This window comes from Microcoleus sp. B13-B6 (assembly GCF_036705405.1).
Lineage (GTDB): Bacteria > Cyanobacteriota > Cyanobacteriia > Cyanobacteriales > Microcoleaceae > Microcoleus.
The window spans coordinates 1-16354 of sequence record NZ_JAUBUJ010000064.1; the positions used below are offsets into that span (position 1 = coordinate 1).

General features: G+C 45.7%; 15 protein-coding genes. 9 read left to right on the plus strand and 6 right to left on the minus strand.

From position 1 onward, the window contains the following. Positions 1-204, plus strand: a 204-nt coding sequence (locus tag QUB35_RS24495; protein WP_333144277.1) for a hypothetical protein, incomplete at its 5' end; no start/stop codon positions are given. Between the two features lie 70 nt (positions 205-274). Here the strand turns inward: QUB35_RS24495 and QUB35_RS24500 are convergent. From QUB35_RS24500 to QUB35_RS24515, 4 genes are all read right to left on the minus strand, one after another. After that, positions 275-874 (minus strand): TerD family protein, encoded by a 600-nt coding sequence (locus tag QUB35_RS24500; protein ID WP_333144278.1) that lies wholly within the window; start codon positions 872-874, stop codon positions 275-277. A gap of 180 nt (positions 875-1054) precedes the next feature. Further along, positions 1055-1627 (minus strand): TerD family protein, encoded by a 573-nt coding sequence (locus QUB35_RS24505; protein WP_333144279.1) that lies wholly within the window; start codon positions 1625-1627, stop codon positions 1055-1057. 187 nt (positions 1628-1814) lie between these two features. After that, on the minus strand, positions 1815-2348 hold the full coding sequence (def, locus tag QUB35_RS24510) for a peptide deformylase (RefSeq protein WP_333144280.1): 534 nt from the start codon (positions 2346-2348) through the stop codon (positions 1815-1817). Positions 2349-2479: 131 nt separating this feature from the next. Beyond that, positions 2480-3721, minus strand: a complete 1242-nt coding sequence (locus QUB35_RS24515) for an HhoA/HhoB/HtrA family serine endopeptidase (RefSeq protein ID WP_333144281.1) — start codon at positions 3719-3721, stop codon at positions 2480-2482. 207 nt (positions 3722-3928) lie between these two features. Here QUB35_RS24515 and dnaA point away from each other — a divergent pair, with 207 nt between their 5' ends. From dnaA to dnaN, 3 genes are all read left to right on the plus strand, one after another. Then, positions 3929-5296 carry a chromosomal replication initiator protein DnaA gene (dnaA, locus tag QUB35_RS24520; protein WP_333144282.1) on the plus strand — a complete coding sequence of 456 codons (1368 nt, stop codon included), beginning with the start codon at positions 3929-3931 and terminating at the stop codon, positions 5294-5296. 11 nt (positions 5297-5307) lie between these two features. Continuing rightward, complete coding sequence (locus QUB35_RS24525; RefSeq protein ID WP_333144283.1) at positions 5308-5625, plus strand: hypothetical protein; 318 nt, start codon at positions 5308-5310, stop codon at positions 5623-5625. Positions 5626-5923: 298 nt separating this feature from the next. Continuing rightward, positions 5924-7063: a DNA polymerase III subunit beta gene (gene dnaN, locus QUB35_RS24530; RefSeq protein WP_333144284.1), complete on the plus strand. Its 1140-nt coding sequence runs from the start codon at positions 5924-5926 to the stop codon at positions 7061-7063. Between the two features lie 233 nt (positions 7064-7296). Here dnaN and QUB35_RS24535 read toward each other — a convergent pair whose 3' ends face one another. After that, positions 7297-8757 (minus strand): ATP-binding protein, encoded by a 1461-nt coding sequence (locus QUB35_RS24535; protein ID WP_333144285.1) that lies wholly within the window; start codon positions 8755-8757, stop codon positions 7297-7299. A gap of 317 nt (positions 8758-9074) precedes the next feature. Next, positions 9075-9209 carry a hypothetical protein gene (locus QUB35_RS24540; RefSeq protein ID WP_333144286.1) on the minus strand — a complete coding sequence of 45 codons (135 nt, stop codon included), beginning with the start codon at positions 9207-9209 and terminating at the stop codon, positions 9075-9077. 644 nt (positions 9210-9853) lie between these two features. Between QUB35_RS24540 and QUB35_RS24545 the strand changes: the two genes are divergently transcribed. From QUB35_RS24545 to QUB35_RS24565, 5 genes are all read left to right on the plus strand, one after another. After that, complete coding sequence (locus QUB35_RS24545; RefSeq protein WP_333144287.1) at positions 9854-10933, plus strand: permease; 1080 nt, start codon at positions 9854-9856, stop codon at positions 10931-10933. A 160-nt stretch (positions 10934-11093) separates the two neighbouring features. Then, positions 11094-11882, plus strand: coding sequence for a TIGR03943 family putative permease subunit (locus QUB35_RS24550; protein ID WP_333144288.1), 789 nt, complete (start codon positions 11094-11096; stop codon positions 11880-11882). Between the two features lie 185 nt (positions 11883-12067). Beyond that, positions 12068-13444: an oligosaccharide flippase family protein gene (locus QUB35_RS24555; RefSeq protein ID WP_333144289.1), complete on the plus strand. Its 1377-nt coding sequence runs from the start codon at positions 12068-12070 to the stop codon at positions 13442-13444. Between the two features lie 234 nt (positions 13445-13678). Continuing rightward, on the plus strand, positions 13679-15244 hold the full coding sequence (locus QUB35_RS24560; protein WP_333144290.1) for a hypothetical protein: 1566 nt from the start codon (positions 13679-13681) through the stop codon (positions 15242-15244). A gap of 82 nt (positions 15245-15326) precedes the next feature. Then, positions 15327-15893, plus strand: a complete 567-nt coding sequence (locus QUB35_RS24565) for a hypothetical protein (RefSeq protein WP_333144291.1) — start codon at positions 15327-15329, stop codon at positions 15891-15893. Positions 15894-16354 lie beyond the last annotated feature (461 nt).

Consider the following 16354-nt stretch of genomic DNA (forward strand, 5'->3'; position numbering starts at 1 on the left):
TACTCATTATTGTCTCGGATGATTCACTTTTACGCCCTCAATCCGTCTATGTGCCAGTTGGGGGTGCGGAATGTGGGTTTAATTCCCACAAACAGTCTCTATAAACCCGCCCCACCACCACAGATAACCTACATCAACCTTGATGTTTCTTTAATGCGGAAAATGTGCATTTTGATGGCGGGTTGGGAGGGGGCGGGTTTATAGAGATTGTCAATTATTGACAGGTAGTTTGGGTGAACCCGCCCCTACAAGCCTGAATTTAACAGATTTGATATCACCGCATAAACGAACCGACAACACCGTTCATATCCTCAGCCAAAGGATTTCCTAAAGCCTTAAACTTCCACTCGCCGCCTTCTCGATAAACTTCTCCCATCAACATATTTAATTTTCCTTCATAAGATGGGTCATTTGACAAGCGATAGCGAGCTATTTCTTTCCCGGCGGCATCTACAGCTCTCACAAAAGCATTTTCTACCAGGCCGAAATGCTGTTTTCTCTCTTTTCCATCGTAAATATTTACGCCCAAAATAATTTTGTGATATTCTGCTGGCAAAGAACTCAGTTTCACCACTATTTGTTCGTCGTCTCCCTCTCCCTCGCCCGTGAGATTGTCGCCTGAGTGAACAACTGTTTTGTCCTTTGACTCCAAATGAGAGTAATAAATTACATCTTCTTTGTAGTTCTTTATTTTGCCATTTTCTCCCAGCAGCATAGCGTAGGAATCTAAGTCAAAATTTGCACCGCTGCTTCGCCCGAAAAGACCTTTTTTAGCTTGTGCAACATCCCAGCCCAAACCCATTGTGAGTTTGGACAAGTCGTATTCGCTTTTGCTGAGAACTATTGATTGTCCTTTGGTTAAGTTGATAGCCATAGTTTTGTGATTTTGTATGGTTTATAGTGGAGATGTTTTAGAAAGATTAAATCTTTCGCCCTTCTTTAATTGAATTCCCATCTGGTTTGTCACCTCATGAGTCTGATTGCTTAAAATCGAGGGAAACATTCCTGCTTCCGAATTTCCCCTCGATTTATTTAGCTAGGAGCGATCGACATTTTATGCGGCATACTTATCTACAAAGCTTTGCAAGCCGGAATTGTAGCCTTGTCCCACTGCTTGGAACCTCCACTCGCCATCTTTCTTGTAAAGTCGGCCAAATTCGATGGCAGTTTCCCGAGAAAAATCCTCATCCAAATCGTACTTCATGACTTCTGTGTTAGTAGTGGTGTCGTAAATCCTGATAAAAGCATTCCGCACTTGACCGAAGTTTTGCCTTCTCGATTCTGCTTGGTCGATTGTTACCACAAACACAATTTCTTGCACCGCCGGATCGACTTTGGTTAAATCGACTGTAACGGTTTCATCATCACCAAATCCTTCTCCGGTTCTGCTATCTCCCAGATGTATTACAGAACCGTCCGGCGACTCTTTGCTGTTGTAAAAAACAAAGTATTTTTCGCTGGGAATTTTTGCATTAGCCCCCAACATAAACACGGAAGCATCTAAGTCAAATGCTGCGCCTGTGTCTGTAGCATTGGTATCCCATCCCAGACCAATCCCGGCATTTTTTAGCCCCGGTGCTTCTTTAGAGAGATTGATTCTCCCGCCTTTTTCCAAATTGATAGACATTTGCCCTCCTATTCACAACATCACTGGCGTTACTACTAGCAATTATATCAAGTGTTATAGTAAGTTGACAATTTCCTTTTGGTACTCATCTATCGATTTTAGATTTTAGATTTTGGATTTTAGATTGGATAATTGAAGAAAGCGACCCTGCGGATGAATCGGGGGCCTGTACGCTGAATGCTTTTGGTTAAAGTAGCTTGACAAATTGCTGCTGATACTCATCCTCTGTGATTAGTTCGTGGGTATTTTCCACCCTGTCTAAAAACACGATTCCATCTAAATGGTCGTGTTCGTGTTGAAAAATTCGGGCCACAAAGTCTGTCAATTCTTGTCGGTGGAGTTTGCCGTCTCTACTGGTGTATTCTATCTCGATCGCCCTACTTCTCGGCACTAATCCCCGAATCCCCGGAATGCTCAAACAGCCTTCCCAGTCTTTGACTGTCTCTGTTGATGCAGCCACAATCCGGGGATTAATCATCGCTGTGGGTTCCATGTGGGGTGCTTGGGGATACCGCAGGTTGGGGCGGGATGCGACGATGAACAGGCGATCGGACTGAGCGGCTTGAGGGGCGGCAATCCCCACTCCGTTTGCCTGCTGTACTGTAAATATTAAGCTGTCAATCAACTGTTGAATGCGATCGTCCTTAATATTCTCGACAACTTGCGATCGGCGGCGCAGCACGGGATTTCCTAATTGTGAGATTTGTAAGATTTCTGCCATAGTTATTGGTTAGTCGTTATTGGTTATTTGTTGTTACAGTTTTGTCGGTTGGGTGGAGGAACAAAATATAACTTACTCACTCAATAATTAATCCGTGTATCCGTGTCCAAATCCGTGTCGTGCTTTCCTTCTTATCCAACTTTTTGAACCGGCAAACTCCCCGGTTTAACAGTCAAATTAACTATTTGCCCGTTGCGGTTGATTTCCATTTGCAACAGCCCGCCAACCTTAGCATTTTGCACGAACTCCTGAACAGCTTCCGACTGAATAATCGGCTGATTATTAATTTTTTGAATCACATCTCCAGCCCGCAAACCGGCTGCTGCTGCGGGAGAATTAGGAACTACACTAACAATAGCCACACCCCGATCGACTGCAACTCGCAGGCTGCTGGTAGCATTGCTGTTAATTTGCTGCTTAACCTCTGGAGTCAGCGTCGCCATTTCAATACCCAAATAAGCGTGTTCGACTTTCCCCGTCGTAATCAGTTCCTTCGCCACCTGTTGCGCCGCCTGAATGGGAATCGCAAACCCCAACCCTTGAGCACCTTGAATAATCGCCGTATTCATGCCAATAACTTGGCCCGAAGCATTCAGCAGCGGGCCGCCGGAATTCCCCGGATTAATTGCAGCGTCTGTTTGAATAAAACCGATCCGCTTGTCAGGTACGCCGACATCAGAGCTCGATCGTCCCGTAGCGCTAATAATCCCCGCAGTTACGGAATTGTCCAAACCCAAAGGATTGCCGATCGCGATCGCCCATTCCCCAGGCAACAGCTTATCCGAATTGCCGATCGTCGCCACAGGCACATTATTCGCCTCAATCTTCACCACAGCCACATCCGTCACCTTATCAGCCCCCAACACCCGCCCCTGAAAGCTGCGGCCGTCCTTGAGAGTTACATTTACCGTATCGGCTCCCTCTACAACGTGAGCGTTAGTGAGAATCAGGCCGTCGGCACCGATGACAAAACCCGAACCAGTGCCCCGTTCGATCCCGCCCCGGCCGCCCGAATTCGGTTCTCTGCCAAAAAAATCTTCCGGCGACAGCCCTCTATTTCCCGCTTTCACCCGGCGCGAAGCATCGATCCGAACCACTGCCGGCCCAACTTTTGCCACCGCCGCCACAATAAAATTCACATTAGTCCCGTCGCCGGACAAGGAAGCCGGCGGCAAGACTTTCCTAGCTTGATCCTTTGTATTAGGAGGCAGTTGCAATTTCGGTTCCAGCGCCCTTTGTCCAGAATCGCCAGAATTTCCACGAAATTGAGGAACCGTCAGACGATCGCCCAACATGGCGGCCCCGGCTCCCGTTACCAGCAGCAATATGTAAATTGCCGGTTGCTTCCAAAATTTGCCAGTAGAACTCTTCATGGCCATGTTTTAAGGCTTTCCTGCCAAATCTAAATATTTGCTGATCCGCTCCCCGATACCTGGCGCAGGACTGCAGAGCCGCCAAATTTTTGGGCGATGGCGTCGGGCCCCGCAAGCTACGGCAGACTCCCTTAAACTTTAGCATCTGACGACTAAACTCTCTAGAGTAGAATTAATATCTTGAATGCCGATCGGCAGAGGTGAGCAGTGGACATTCCCCTCGAAAGTCTGTGGAATCAGATACTTGAACGTCTCCAGGTACAACTGAGCAGACCTAGCTTTGAGACGTGGATCAAAACTGCTAGGGCCGAACAACTCGAAAATAACTGTTTGATTGTCAGCGCCCCCAACCCCTTTGCTCGCAATTGGTTGCAAAAATATTACAGAGAAATCCTTGCCGATGCAGTCGCAGAAATTCTCGGCTATCCCGTAGACATTTACTTGACCATTGCCGGAGGAAACGAAACAGGTGGCAGCAGTGACTCCGCCATAATTTGGCCCTCCCCCATCGCCGATATGGAAAGCCACTCGCTTCACCCCCCCAAACCCGCCAATTTAAACCCAAAATACTTATTTTCCCGCTTTGTCGTCGGTTCCAACAACCGCATGGCTCACGCGGCTTCCCTCGCGGTAGCCGAGTCTCCGGGCCGAGAATTCAATCCCCTATTTTTGTGCGGTGGCGTTGGTTTGGGCAAAACTCATTTGATGCAGGCGATCGGTCATTATCGCTTGGAAATTGACCCCAACGCCAAGATTTTTTACGTTTCTACTGAGAAATTTACTAACGATTTAATCGCAGCCATTCGCAAAGACAGTATGCAAACTTTCCGCGATCATTATCGCGCTGCCGATGTTTTATTAATAGATGACATCCAATTTATTGAAGGGAAAGAATACACTCAAGAAGAATTTTTTCACACTTTTAATACTTTGCACGAAGCGGGAAACCAAGTAGTTTTAGCTTCTGACCGTCCGCCACAGCAAATCCCCCGCCTGCAAGAGCGTTTGTGTTCCCGATTTTCGATGGGATTAATTGCCGACATTCAATTGCCCGACTTGGAAACTCGGATGGCAATTTTGCAGAAAAAAGCCGAGTATGAAAATATGCGACTGCCGCGAGATGTGATTGAATACATTGCTTCTAGTTACACTTCCAACGTGCGGGAATTGGAAGGAGCTTTGATTCGGGCGGTAGCATATCTTTCAATTACTGGTTTGCCGATGACCGTGGAAAATATCGCCCCCGTTTTGAATCCGCAAACTGAAAGCGTAGAGGCAACGCCAGATGCAGTAATTGCAGTTGTGGCTGAGGAGTTTGATGTTTCTGTTGAAGATTTGAAAGGAATTTCCCGGCGGCGAGAAATTAGTCTCGCCCGTCAAATAGGGATGTATTTAATTCGGCAGCATACTGGTTTGAGTTTGCCGAAAGTTGGTGAAGTGTTTGGCGGCAAAGATCACACGACTGTGCTTTACAGTTGCGACAAAATTGCTCAGTTGCGGAACACTGACCCGAATTTGGCTCAAACTTTGCGTCAGTTGAGCGATCGAATTAATGTTGTCAGCCGCAAAAGTTGAGAACAAGTCAGTTGTCAGTTGTCAGTTGTCAGTTGTCAGTTGTCAGTTGTCAGTTGTCAGTTGTCAGTTGTCAGTTGTCAGTTGTCATCACTCCACGCAGTCAACAGTTAACAGTTAACAGTCAACAGTCAACAGTCAACAGTCAACAGTCAACAGTCAACAATTCCCATAATAGACAATCTTGCCTGTGGAAAAACCTGTGGAAAAGTTGCCTTCCGTTTGTGGAAAACTTTACTCGATCGCCCGAAACAGCTTTTGCACAAAAATGGGCGATCGACCGCACCAGCTTTTCCACAAGTTTTCCACAGGTATTTATTACCTATAAGTGACGCCCAGCAAGCAGTTAGCTTTTTTTTCCACAGTTTCCACAGGGCGATCGATACAAAAATAATTCAATAAACTAAAAAAAACTGGTGAGCCCTTCGCACCCTACACAGATAGTTCACGACGCGCGCGAACCTCAGAAACCCGGTTTCTTGGAAGATTTCTCGTTTTTACAGACAAAATTTTGCGTAGAAACCGGGAATAAGCGCCCAGGCTTAAGCCCTGACAGAGAAAAACCGACCCGCCGGCTTTCTGTGATACCATTTGTTTCTGTTTCAAATCCGGTTAATTAACCTTCGTACCATGAAATTGGTTTGCACCCAAAGTGACCTCAACGCCAACCTCTCGTTGGTAAGTCGGGCCGTTCCCTCCCGCCCGACACATCCGGTACTCGCCAACGTGCTCTTAGTAGCGGATGAGGAAAATCAGCGGGTTAGCTTGACAGCTTTCGATCTCAGTTTAGGCATTCGTACCAGCTTCGCAGCAGAAGTGACTGGCGGCGGCAGTTTTACCATACCCGCTAAATTGCTTAACGATATTGTTTCGAGACTCCCAGATGGAGAGATTACTCTAGAAGACGAAGCGGGGGACACCGTAGCATATCTCACTTGCAGTTCTGGCAGCTACCAAGTTAGAGGCATGGGCCCGGAAGAATTCCCTGAATTGCCTGCAATAGAAGGCGGAACAATCCTTAAATTGCCACCGGAAGCCTTGATAGAAGGACTCAAAGGAACTTTATTTGCTACTAGCCCCGACGAGGCAAAACAGGTACTTGCAGGCGTGCATTTAAAGGTATTGCAAGATTGCCTGGAGTTTGCAGCTACAGACGGCCACAGATTGGCAGTAGTTCAAACTGCCAATGAAAAATCTGAAGGCGAAGAAACCCAAGAAGAATTTGAGGTGACAGTCCCCGCTAAAGCATTGCGGGAAGTAGAAAGAATGCTGGTGATGCGGCAGTGGACTGAACCTGTCACGCTGCATTTTGAACACGGTCAAGTAGTGTTTGAATGGGCAGACCAGCGGCTGACAACCCGCACCTTGGAAGGGCAATATCCCGCATACCGGCAGTTGATTCCGCCGTCTTTTGAGCGACAAATTACCTTAGAAAGGCGATCGTTCTTAGCAGCAGTAGAAAGAATTGCCGTTTTTGCCGACCAAAAAAATAATATTCTCAAATGCAGCATCGACGAGGAAAATCAGGAAATTACTTTGTCTGTAGATGCTAAAGATGTCGGCTGTGGCAAAGAGTCAATGCCCGCACAGATTTCGGGAGATAGCATAGATATTGCTTTCAACGTGAAATACTTAATTGACATTTTGAAAACTGCTCAATCCCCAGAAATTCAACTGCAATTAAACGGTGCTTTAGCCCCAGTAATTTTCCAGCCTTTGGGCGGAGTCAATGCTACATTCTTGGTAATGCCAGTGCAGCTAAGAGCTTAAAAAGAGTCATTAGTCATTAGTCAGTAGTCATTAGTCATTAGTCATTAGTCAACAGTCAACAGTCAACAATCACCGATGGTGCAACCGGAATTGATATAATTCATCTGCGTTAATCGGTGTTAATCTGCCTGTATCTGCGGTTAAAAAAAGAGAATGTATTAACCGCAGATGACAAGGGATTGAGGCAGATTCACGCAGATAAAGAGAAGAGAGATGTGATATGACTTATTGCTTCAAATCAATGGCAACAAAATTTCAAATTCAGTACCGGTACCGGGCGTTGAATGCAAATTCAACTTGCCTTTATGCTTTTCCGTAACAATTTGATGGGTAATTGCCAACCCCAAACCGGTACCTTTCCCCGCCGGTTTAGTGGTGAAAAATGTCTCAAAAATCCGCCGCTGAATTTCTGGCGGTATTCCCGGCCCGTTATCGGCAATTCGGATGGCTATCCAAGCGTTATTTTGATTTTTTTCCGCTGCTTCTAGGCTGAAGTCGCCGTTTTGGCTGGCGGATGATAGCTGTTTGGCATTTTGTCGTAGCTTGCGGGGCGGGACGCCATCGCCCATAACATAATTTTGAAGTAATTCCGAATTCACGCAGTCTCCGTCAGAACTCTCTATTACCTCGGTTTCAATAGTAATCGCCGGCATAAAATCTTTTTCTGCTTTTGCCTCTTCCAAAGCGTCGATCGCATTGCTGATGATATTCATAAATACCTGGCTCAACTGACCAGAGTAACACTTGACTAAAGGCAAATCACCATAGTTTTTAACTACATTAAACCCGTACTTCAGACGGTTTTTCATAATTAGCAGCGTACTGTCAATACATTCGTGGATGTTAGCTTGCTTCAAGTGGGTTTCGTCCATGTGAGAAAAGGTGTGCAGGCTGGTGACGAGTTCGGTCAGCCTCTGCGATGAAACTTTCATACTTTTGAGAATTTCCACCCAATCTTCTTGCAAGAAATCAAATTCTATGTGTTTTTTGAGTTCGCCAATTTTTTCGCTGTCACCCACAATGTCTTCGTAAGCAGACAGCAAATCCATGATGTCTTTCGAGTAGTTGGACAAAAAGCCGAGATTTCCGCTGATGCAGGTGACGGGATTTCTAATTTCGTGGGCGACTCCAGCTACCATCTGTCCCAAACTTGCTAGTTTTTCTGTTTGAATTAGTTGAGATTGAGTTTGCTGCCTCAGCAATTTTGTTGCTAGTTCATGAATGTTGGATTGGGCTACTAGCAGTTCGTGCACGTCTAGCAAACTATAAGTTTGAGGCGAAACTTGAACCACAATCGGTTCGTAAAGCAGTTCTTTAGATCGCAACAGCGACTTCCTCGCTGCATCCACAATTAAAGTATTGCTGGGAAAAATTAAACTCTCAGTTTCGGCAAAGCGGTACAAAGCCCTCACAGGTCGCTTTAAAAATAATTCTCGCCCAAAAGGACGGCTGATAAATTCTAAAAATCTCCGCCGGGAAATCATACCGGCAAATTCACCTTGATGGGTGACAATGACTCCCGGTAACAGCGGATTAGCTTCTAACATCTGGGAAATTCGCATTCCCCAATCCGTAGCTTCTACCTGAAAATCGTAAAGCGACAATTGTTGGAGAGTAGAGTCTAAACAAAGTTCTCCTAGGTCAGCCTCGGAGATGGGTTGGACGGGTCTTTCTACGCAGGAGGTATTCAACATAAATTTATCAGCACGCTTTTTTGGGTTCTATTTGCCAGCGACATTCAGCTACCAAAGGTCAACAGGTGACTTGTTGAGTGTTTTGACCGGCATCCCCCTGGCAAACTGCATTTTAAATTACACAAAAAACTGACTGTAGCAAGGAAAATTTTACCACTTAAAGTATTAGGCAAGATTGAGGATCACCGAGATAAATGCGCCCTGGTAATTATACCTGACTTTATTTTATACTGACTTGAGCGGTATTAACGCTTGGTTTAACTATTTAACTATTCATTAACCTTAAGTTATCGTCTTAACCTTTTGTTAATAAATTATTAGGCTGAGAAATATAATTGATTGATAATAGAAGAAAATCGGAATTGCCCGATCGCCAACACGATGTAGCCCGTCAGCAGACAAGTTAAAAGCACAAAGCTAGGGCGATCGCGTCCCTGAGTTTTAGCTTGCAATCGCGATGGCGGGACGCCTTGCAAGCTAGGGCATTTGAGGCGATTTCATCCCATCTCCCCGATCCGGTACTCGCAACCCCCCGTAACGGCCAGCCAGCGGCACACCTGCCAGTGCGTCCCCTATAGGTTTGTCGTGAAAACTAAAGTCATCGCTACAAAGCAATTTTATAGCGATCGTTATATAAAAGAGTTATCCTCGCCCGCAATCTGCCAAATCTGCCTTAGCAGTTGTTCTACAATCAACCATTGTTAACCGAAAGATCCATCAAATCGGCGACGGTTGGCAGAGTCAATCGATTTTAGATTTTAGATTTTAGATTTTAGATTTTAGATTTTAGATTTTAGAATTGAAGCATTGACCCCAGGGATAAATTCGGGGGCTTGTATCCTGGATAATTTCGGTCAATTATTGATTGGCTGTACGAGGCGGATATGAATAGAAATTCATTCAAATTAAAACAAGTTTAACCATTCCCAATCATTCAAGGCATCAGCATTGATTAAAATATAATATCTACAAAATCCAGCAAAAAAAAGGCAAAAATAATTAACGGGATCTTAACTTAGTGCTATGCTTTGGTATGATATACAAGCAGTTCTACCAAAGACGTATAGCTAAATAGCAATCTACCAGTAGGTGATCGATGCAACCCGCCCTGACGAATCAGTTAAATAATGCTTTCACCCTGTTTCTCAGCTTGTTAGTAGAGGCAATACCTTTTCTGCTGCTGGGAGTTTTATTCTCAGGTTTGCTGCTGGGCTTTGTAGACGAACGCAAACTCGTATCGCGCATCCCATCAAACCCGCTGCTGGCGGCTTTGATGGGCAGTTCGATCGGCTTTTTGTTTCCCGTGTGCGAGTGCGGTAACGTGCCCGTAGCCCGCAGGTTACTGATGCAGGGAGTTCCCGCACCAGCGGCGATCGGCTTTTTGCTGGCGGCCCCCACCATCAACCCCGTGGTAATTTGGGCGACTTGGACGGCATTTCGCGATCAGCCAGAAATTGTAGTTTTGCGGGTGGTATTTTCTCTGTTTATAGCCACAATTATCGGCTGGGTGTTCAGCGCCCAAAAAGACTTGCGGCCTCTGCTGCAACCTTCTGTAGCCCGCGCAATCCCCTTGCCAAAACCAGAGTTTTCCGAAAAAGAACTCGTCCAAGCTAACACTCCGCTGCTTTTGCAGTCGGGAACATTTATGCTGGGTCAGCCGGGGGGGGTGGTGCCGATCGAATCTTTGCTACAAGACGACTGGAAGCGATTACAAACAAGCAAAACAGAAAAAACCTCGAAACGTTCCTCCCTGTTCCACCGCGTTTCTAAAGAGCGTTTGCGCCTGCTTTTAGATACTATGGTACAGGAGTTGCGCGAATTGGGAGGAGTGTTGGTAATCGGAAGTGCGATCGCAGCCATCATTCAAGTTGGCGCACCCCGCGAACTAATTCTCAACCTCGGCCAAGGCCCCGTTTCCTCGATTCTAGCCATGCTGCTATTAGCCACAGTCGTATCGATTTGTTCTACAGTAGATGCCTTTTTTGCCCTGTCTTTTGCTTCCACATTTACCAGCGGTTCGCTGTTAGCCTTTCTCGTTTTCGGCCCGATGATTGACCTCAAAGGCATCGGTTTAATGTTGTCAATTTTTAAAGGTCGAGCAGTAGTTTACTTAATTGTCTTGGCCGCTCAGTTAACCTTTTTAATGACCCTTGCTGTCAACTTGCATTTAGGTTAATAATAAATTGAACCGGACTGACAACTAACGATAGATTCCCAATGACTAATGACTAATGACCAATGACTAATAACTAATGACCAATGACTAATAACTAATGACCAATGACTAATGACTAATAACTAATGACTAATGACCAATGACCAATGACTAATAACTAATGAATCTTAAAAAAATTAGCCCCTGGCTGGACGCCCTAGCTATCTTAGCCTGGGGAATACTGCTTCTTAAATATTGGATCACCGGCAAATTAAGCATTCTCATTCACCCCAATTACTTTGGCTTGACTCTAGCGGGAGGAATCGGCTTAATGGTTATTGGCGGTTTAAAAGCTTGGGAACTCTTAAAACTCGATCGCACCACAAAGCAATCGCGGACATCACCAGCAAATAACTCTCTCAGAACCACCGAAGTTGAACACGTTACTTTGTTTCCCCCCAGTATCGGCAGCACCTTAATGTTGAGCGTCGCATTAATAGGTTTACTAACAACGCCACGCACATTTACCAGCCAGACAGCATTAGAACGAGGCCTCACCGAATCCCTGCCCATCACCAGACTGCAACCCCAAGAATTTCGCAATAATACAAAACCAGAAAAGCGATCGCTCGTCGAATGGGTGCGGCTGTTAAATTTCAACCCCGAACCGGATATATACAGAGGTCAAAAAGTCAAAGTTCAAGGATTTGTAATTCATCCCCCCAACATAGCAGAACAATATATGTGGATCGGGCGTTTTATCATTACCTGCTGCGCGGCCGACGCCTATCCGATCGGGTTGCCGGTAAAATTACTGATCGGTCAAAGCCGCACCACCTTTGCCCCAGACAGTTGGCTAGAAATAGAAGGAGAAACGATCGTAGAAGAACTGCAAGGCAAGCGCAAATTAATCATTCAAGCATCCTCCCTCAAACCAATTCCTGAGCCCAAAAACCCTTATGATTATTAGATGTGGAGTAAGTATGAGATTAAATTTTACCTTTATTGTGGTGAGATGGACACCCCAGACCCGTCCTCCCTATGCAAATTAAGACAAGGTACAGTCAGCTATAAAAGTGGCAACACCATCCTGTAGGAGTTGCCAAAAACAAATTCAGCAACTACACTCGTCATTAGTAAATAAATTCTGAGTATATGTCATCAGGAAAAAAATTAGCAATCAAAGGTGCAGCCTGGACGATCGTCAGCTATGGAAGCAGTCAAATTATCCGATTTGGCAGCAACCTAATCCTGACGCGTCTGCTTTTGCCCGAACTATTTGGTCTGGTAGGTCTAGCCTACGTTTTCATCGTAGGGATCAACTTATTTTCAGACATAGGTCTAGGCCCAAGCATCATCCAAAATAAGCGCGGGGAAGATCCTCAATTTCTCAATACCGTTTGGACACTGCAAGTCATTCGCAGCTTTTTCGTTTGGATTTGTTTGATTATAATTACCAAGCCTGTTGCTATTTTTTATGGAGATGACCGTCTCCTGTGGTTGATTCCAGTAATAGGTATAACTTGCGTGATAGGAGGGTTCAACTCGACTGCTACATCCAGCCTCAACCGGCAGATGGCAGTCAAGAGAGTAGTATTTTTTGAGTTGGGCCTACAGATCGCTTCTACTACAGCGATGCTTGTCTGGGCCTGGTTTGATCGCAGCATCTGGGCGATCCTCGCCGGCGTCTTTACTAATAGTTTGGTCGAGTTAGTATGGAGCCATTTTTTAATTCCTGGCAAGTCAAACCGTTTTGCTTGGGATAAAGAAGCAGCTAAAGAAGTATTTTCTTATGGTAAATGGATATTTTTGTCTACGGCTTTGTCTTTCTTGTGTTCTCAAGCCGATAGACTCATCCTCGGTAAAATATTTACTTTAACAATGTTGGGCATTTACGGCATCGCTTTTACTCTCGGCGATATGCCGCGCCAAGTAATCCTCGCCCTTAGCGGCAAGGTGATTTTTCCCTCAATTTCTCTGCTAGCAGAGTTGCCACGGGAGGAGTTGCGCGCCAAGATACTGAAAAACCGCAAGCTACTTCTAATACCGTTAGCGGTAGGTTTAGCAATTTTTGTGAGCTTCGGAGATCAGTTAATTTTAATACTGTATCGGAAAGAGTATGCGGCGGCATCTTGGATGATGCCTATCTTGGCTTTAGGTATCTGGCACACCACACTCTACAATATGATGGGTTCTTGTCTGTTAGCCGTAGGAAAGTCTCAGTACCAAGCTATGGGCAATCTGCTGACTTTAGTGAATCTATGTATAAGTATACCGCTGGGATATCACTTAAAAGGTAATTTAGGTGCGGTGATTGCTATAGCTCTCGGCGACCTTCCTACCTATGCAGTAACTAACTACGGTTTGTGGCGAGAAGGACTAACTTGTTTTTGGCAGGATATTCAATTAACAGCACTGTTTGTAGGGGTGCTAGCTATTCTAATTTGGTGTAGAGTGGCTTTTGGTTTGGATCTGCCGATCGATAAAATATCACCGATGGATTTAATCCCAATCAATCCGCTGTTTCAGTAAACAAACCTGTTGAAAGTGCCGCGTGTCCAACCTAGTTAATATCTTAAGTTGCATTCAGTCCTGGAGGCACCACAAGTTTCAAAAACTAGGTTTGTTACGGAAAATAACTCGTTGCAGCAATTTACTGTGGTAAAAAAATGGCTTTTTGAGTGTTAGGAATGGGACCATAAGTGTAAAATTTAACAGGTAAAATTGGGCAGTTAATTTTCAGCAGAAAGTAGGAGAGAAAGATTGGTGAGTATTTTTAAGAAAAAAATTAATCCTTCACCCTTCGCTATTGGGCCATTCAAACAGCCGATCGACCGCACGGCCATCTTCCTCATGCTAGTGCTGAGCGTCTTAATAGGGCTGCTGCTGCTTAGCGGCGATCGCACGGCACCCAGAGTGCGAGAATTTACCTGGGAAAACAAACAAATCGGCGCCGAAGATACCGGCTTTATCCTCACATTCTTTCGCCCGATGAACCAGTCCACCGTCGAGGAAAACTTAAAGCTAGAACCCCCCCTCCCCGGTAAATTTAGTTGGGCTGGAAAGCGCATGGCTTACACCCTCAAAGATCCAGCACCCTACGGCGTTACCTACACATTAAAACTCGCTGGAGCAACCGACAAGTATTTCGGAGAAAAAAACCAAAATAAAGGAACGCTAATGCAACCGTTTAGCAGTTCCTTTCGCAGCCGCGATCGAGCTTTTGCTTACATCGGCGTCCAAGGCGAAACAGAAAGCAGATTAATGCTAGTCAATCTCACCAGCAGCGACTCGAAACCGATACCGCTGACTCCCAAAGATTTAGTCGTTACCGATTTTAAACCGTATCCTGAGAGCGATCGCATTTTATTCTCCGCCACAGATCGATCGATCGCCCGTACTCGCGGCACTCTCAATCAAGAACTATTCACAGTCACCACCGGCCTCAACCCCCAATCGGGATCAGGAACTCAACAAAAATACCCAGCCGGTAGAATCGACAAAATCTTAGACTCCAAAGATTACCAAAACCTCAAATTCGACCTCTCAGCCGACGGAAAAATCATAGTTGTCCAGCGCGTCAACCGCCGCAATCCCGGCGATTTCAGTCCTTGGATTTTGGAAGAAAAAGTGCCGCCCAGACCCTTGGAAAATGAACAAGGCGGAGATTTTATGATTCGCCCCGACAGCAAATCGATGGTAATATCTCAAAAACAAGGATTAGCGATCGTCCCCCTCAAACCGGAAGCAGACCCAGTAGAATTTTTGCCAAAATACGAACAAGTATTGGGCATGGCCCGCGACAACTCCGCCGCCGCCTATGTTAAATACAACAGCGACTTTACTCGATCGCTTTTCATCTTAGATAACCAAGGTGTAGAACAAGAAATATTGCGTATTCCCGGCAGCATTATGGCCGTTTATTTCGACCCCCGCAAAAACGAAGACAACCAAGTTCAGCGTCTCTACTGTTTGTTAGCCCAACGCCTCAAAACAGAAAGCTACAAAGAACAGCCTTTCATCGCCACCATCGACCTCAAAAAAGAGGGTACTCGTTTGGTAGGAACCATCAAACCGCTGCTGATTTTGCCCAACCAATTAGATACCCAAATCAGTTTATCTCCCGACGGGCTGGCATTAATTTTCGACCAATCAGTCACAGCAGCAACTCCCTCAGCAGCAGACAGTCCCCGCAACGATAGTGGACAGTCGATCGCCACCAGCCGCCTCTGGCTGCTACCCTTAGTAGAAATACCTGCAGACGGTTCTCCCGCCAAAGTACAGCCAGAAGAACTTCCCTTTGCCGGCTATCACCCCCGCTGGCTACCATAAACCAATTTGAGATTTGAGATCGCACTGCTGACTAATCACTGGTGACTAATCTAAAATCTAAAATCTAAAATCTAAAATCATTATGACTCCCGAAGAAATTAGCAATACCCTTAAAGACTTATTTGGTGACAGTGTTGAGATGCCTGCTGCCACTTCTTGGCAAGTAGAAACCCCCAAATTTCGCCTGTTAGTCCTCCTTTCAGAAGACGGGAGTTGGCTGCGGATTTTGCTGCCGATCGCCGATGCCCAGGAAGCTCAACCATTTTTTGATAAACTCCTAGAAGCTAACTTTGACACCACCCTGGAAACTCGCTACGCCTTACATCAAAACGTTTTGTGGGGAGTATTTCAGCACAGTTGTGCCACACTCGCGGCTGCCGATTTCTCAGCCGCCGTCGCCAGACTGCTGGCTTTGCAAGAGAGAGGTTTGTCTGACTTTTTCGACGGTTTGATAGAAAACCGCATCCGTCAAATCATCAAAGCTGCGAAGATGCAGGGACAGTCTGTCGAAACTACCCTTCAGACTTTAGACCGTTTCTACGCAGAGGGATTGATGGGTGAAATGGAACTAGGGCGAGAGTCTCGCGAAAATACTCTCGCGGCTTGGCGGTATCAGCTAGAACGCCTCTGGCCGGAGGTGGAACCCTAAGACGATTGCAGATTGCAGATTGCAGATTGCAGATTCCAAAAAACTGATGACTATTGAGGTTCGGAAGTTGCCTAAAGTTGCATTTCTTTTGAGTGGTATAGGAACTGTGGCCGACGGTTAGGACGTTCTTAATTCCACAAACCCTTGCGGAACATTGCTTCTTCCTTCTCTCCTAGATAACTAAAGCCTTCCATCCGTTACATTCGGTTACATCCAAAGAAAGCGAATCCGTGGCCGAACTTCCTTCTGCTGTACAATCTGCCGATTTTGGTCTGGGCCCCAGTCTGGACCGTTCGAGCCTCAAGCCCCTTGGACGATGGCTAATCCGGGCCCTCCAACCCTTGAAGGATGCCCGTATATTCACTGATAACCCGCTCGCGGTTCTCCAATTCCCTTCTCTCACTGGAAAAATGGTATAATTTATCACAATAATTAGTTATAAATATTAAAAATTTTCGGAA

What these genes read in the sequence shown, in the direction of transcription:
- QUB35_RS24500 (WP_333144278.1), bottom strand. Translation starts at nt 874, where the DNA reads ATGGCTATCAACTTAACCAAAGGACAATCAATAGTTCTCAGCAAAAGC.
- QUB35_RS24505 (WP_333144279.1), bottom strand. Translation starts at nt 1,627, where the DNA reads ATGTCTATCAATTTGGAAAAAGGCGGGAGAATCAATCTCTCTAAAGAA.
- def (WP_333144280.1), bottom strand. Translation starts at nt 2,348, where the DNA reads ATGGCAGAAATCTTACAAATCTCACAATTAGGAAATCCCGTGCTGCGC.
- QUB35_RS24515 (WP_333144281.1), bottom strand. Translation starts at nt 3,721, where the DNA reads ATGAAGAGTTCTACTGGCAAATTTTGGAAGCAACCGGCAATTTACATA.
- dnaN (WP_333144284.1), top strand. Translation starts at nt 5,924, where the DNA reads ATGAAATTGGTTTGCACCCAAAGTGACCTCAACGCCAACCTCTCGTTG.
- QUB35_RS24535 (WP_333144285.1), bottom strand. Translation starts at nt 8,757, where the DNA reads ATGTTGAATACCTCCTGCGTAGAAAGACCCGTCCAACCCATCTCCGAG.
- QUB35_RS24545 (WP_333144287.1), top strand. Translation starts at nt 9,854, where the DNA reads ATGCAACCCGCCCTGACGAATCAGTTAAATAATGCTTTCACCCTGTTT.
- QUB35_RS24550 (WP_333144288.1), top strand. Translation starts at nt 11,094, where the DNA reads ATGAATCTTAAAAAAATTAGCCCCTGGCTGGACGCCCTAGCTATCTTA.
- QUB35_RS24555 (WP_333144289.1), top strand. Translation starts at nt 12,068, where the DNA reads ATGTCATCAGGAAAAAAATTAGCAATCAAAGGTGCAGCCTGGACGATC.
- QUB35_RS24565 (WP_333144291.1), top strand. Translation starts at nt 15,327, where the DNA reads ATGACTCCCGAAGAAATTAGCAATACCCTTAAAGACTTATTTGGTGAC.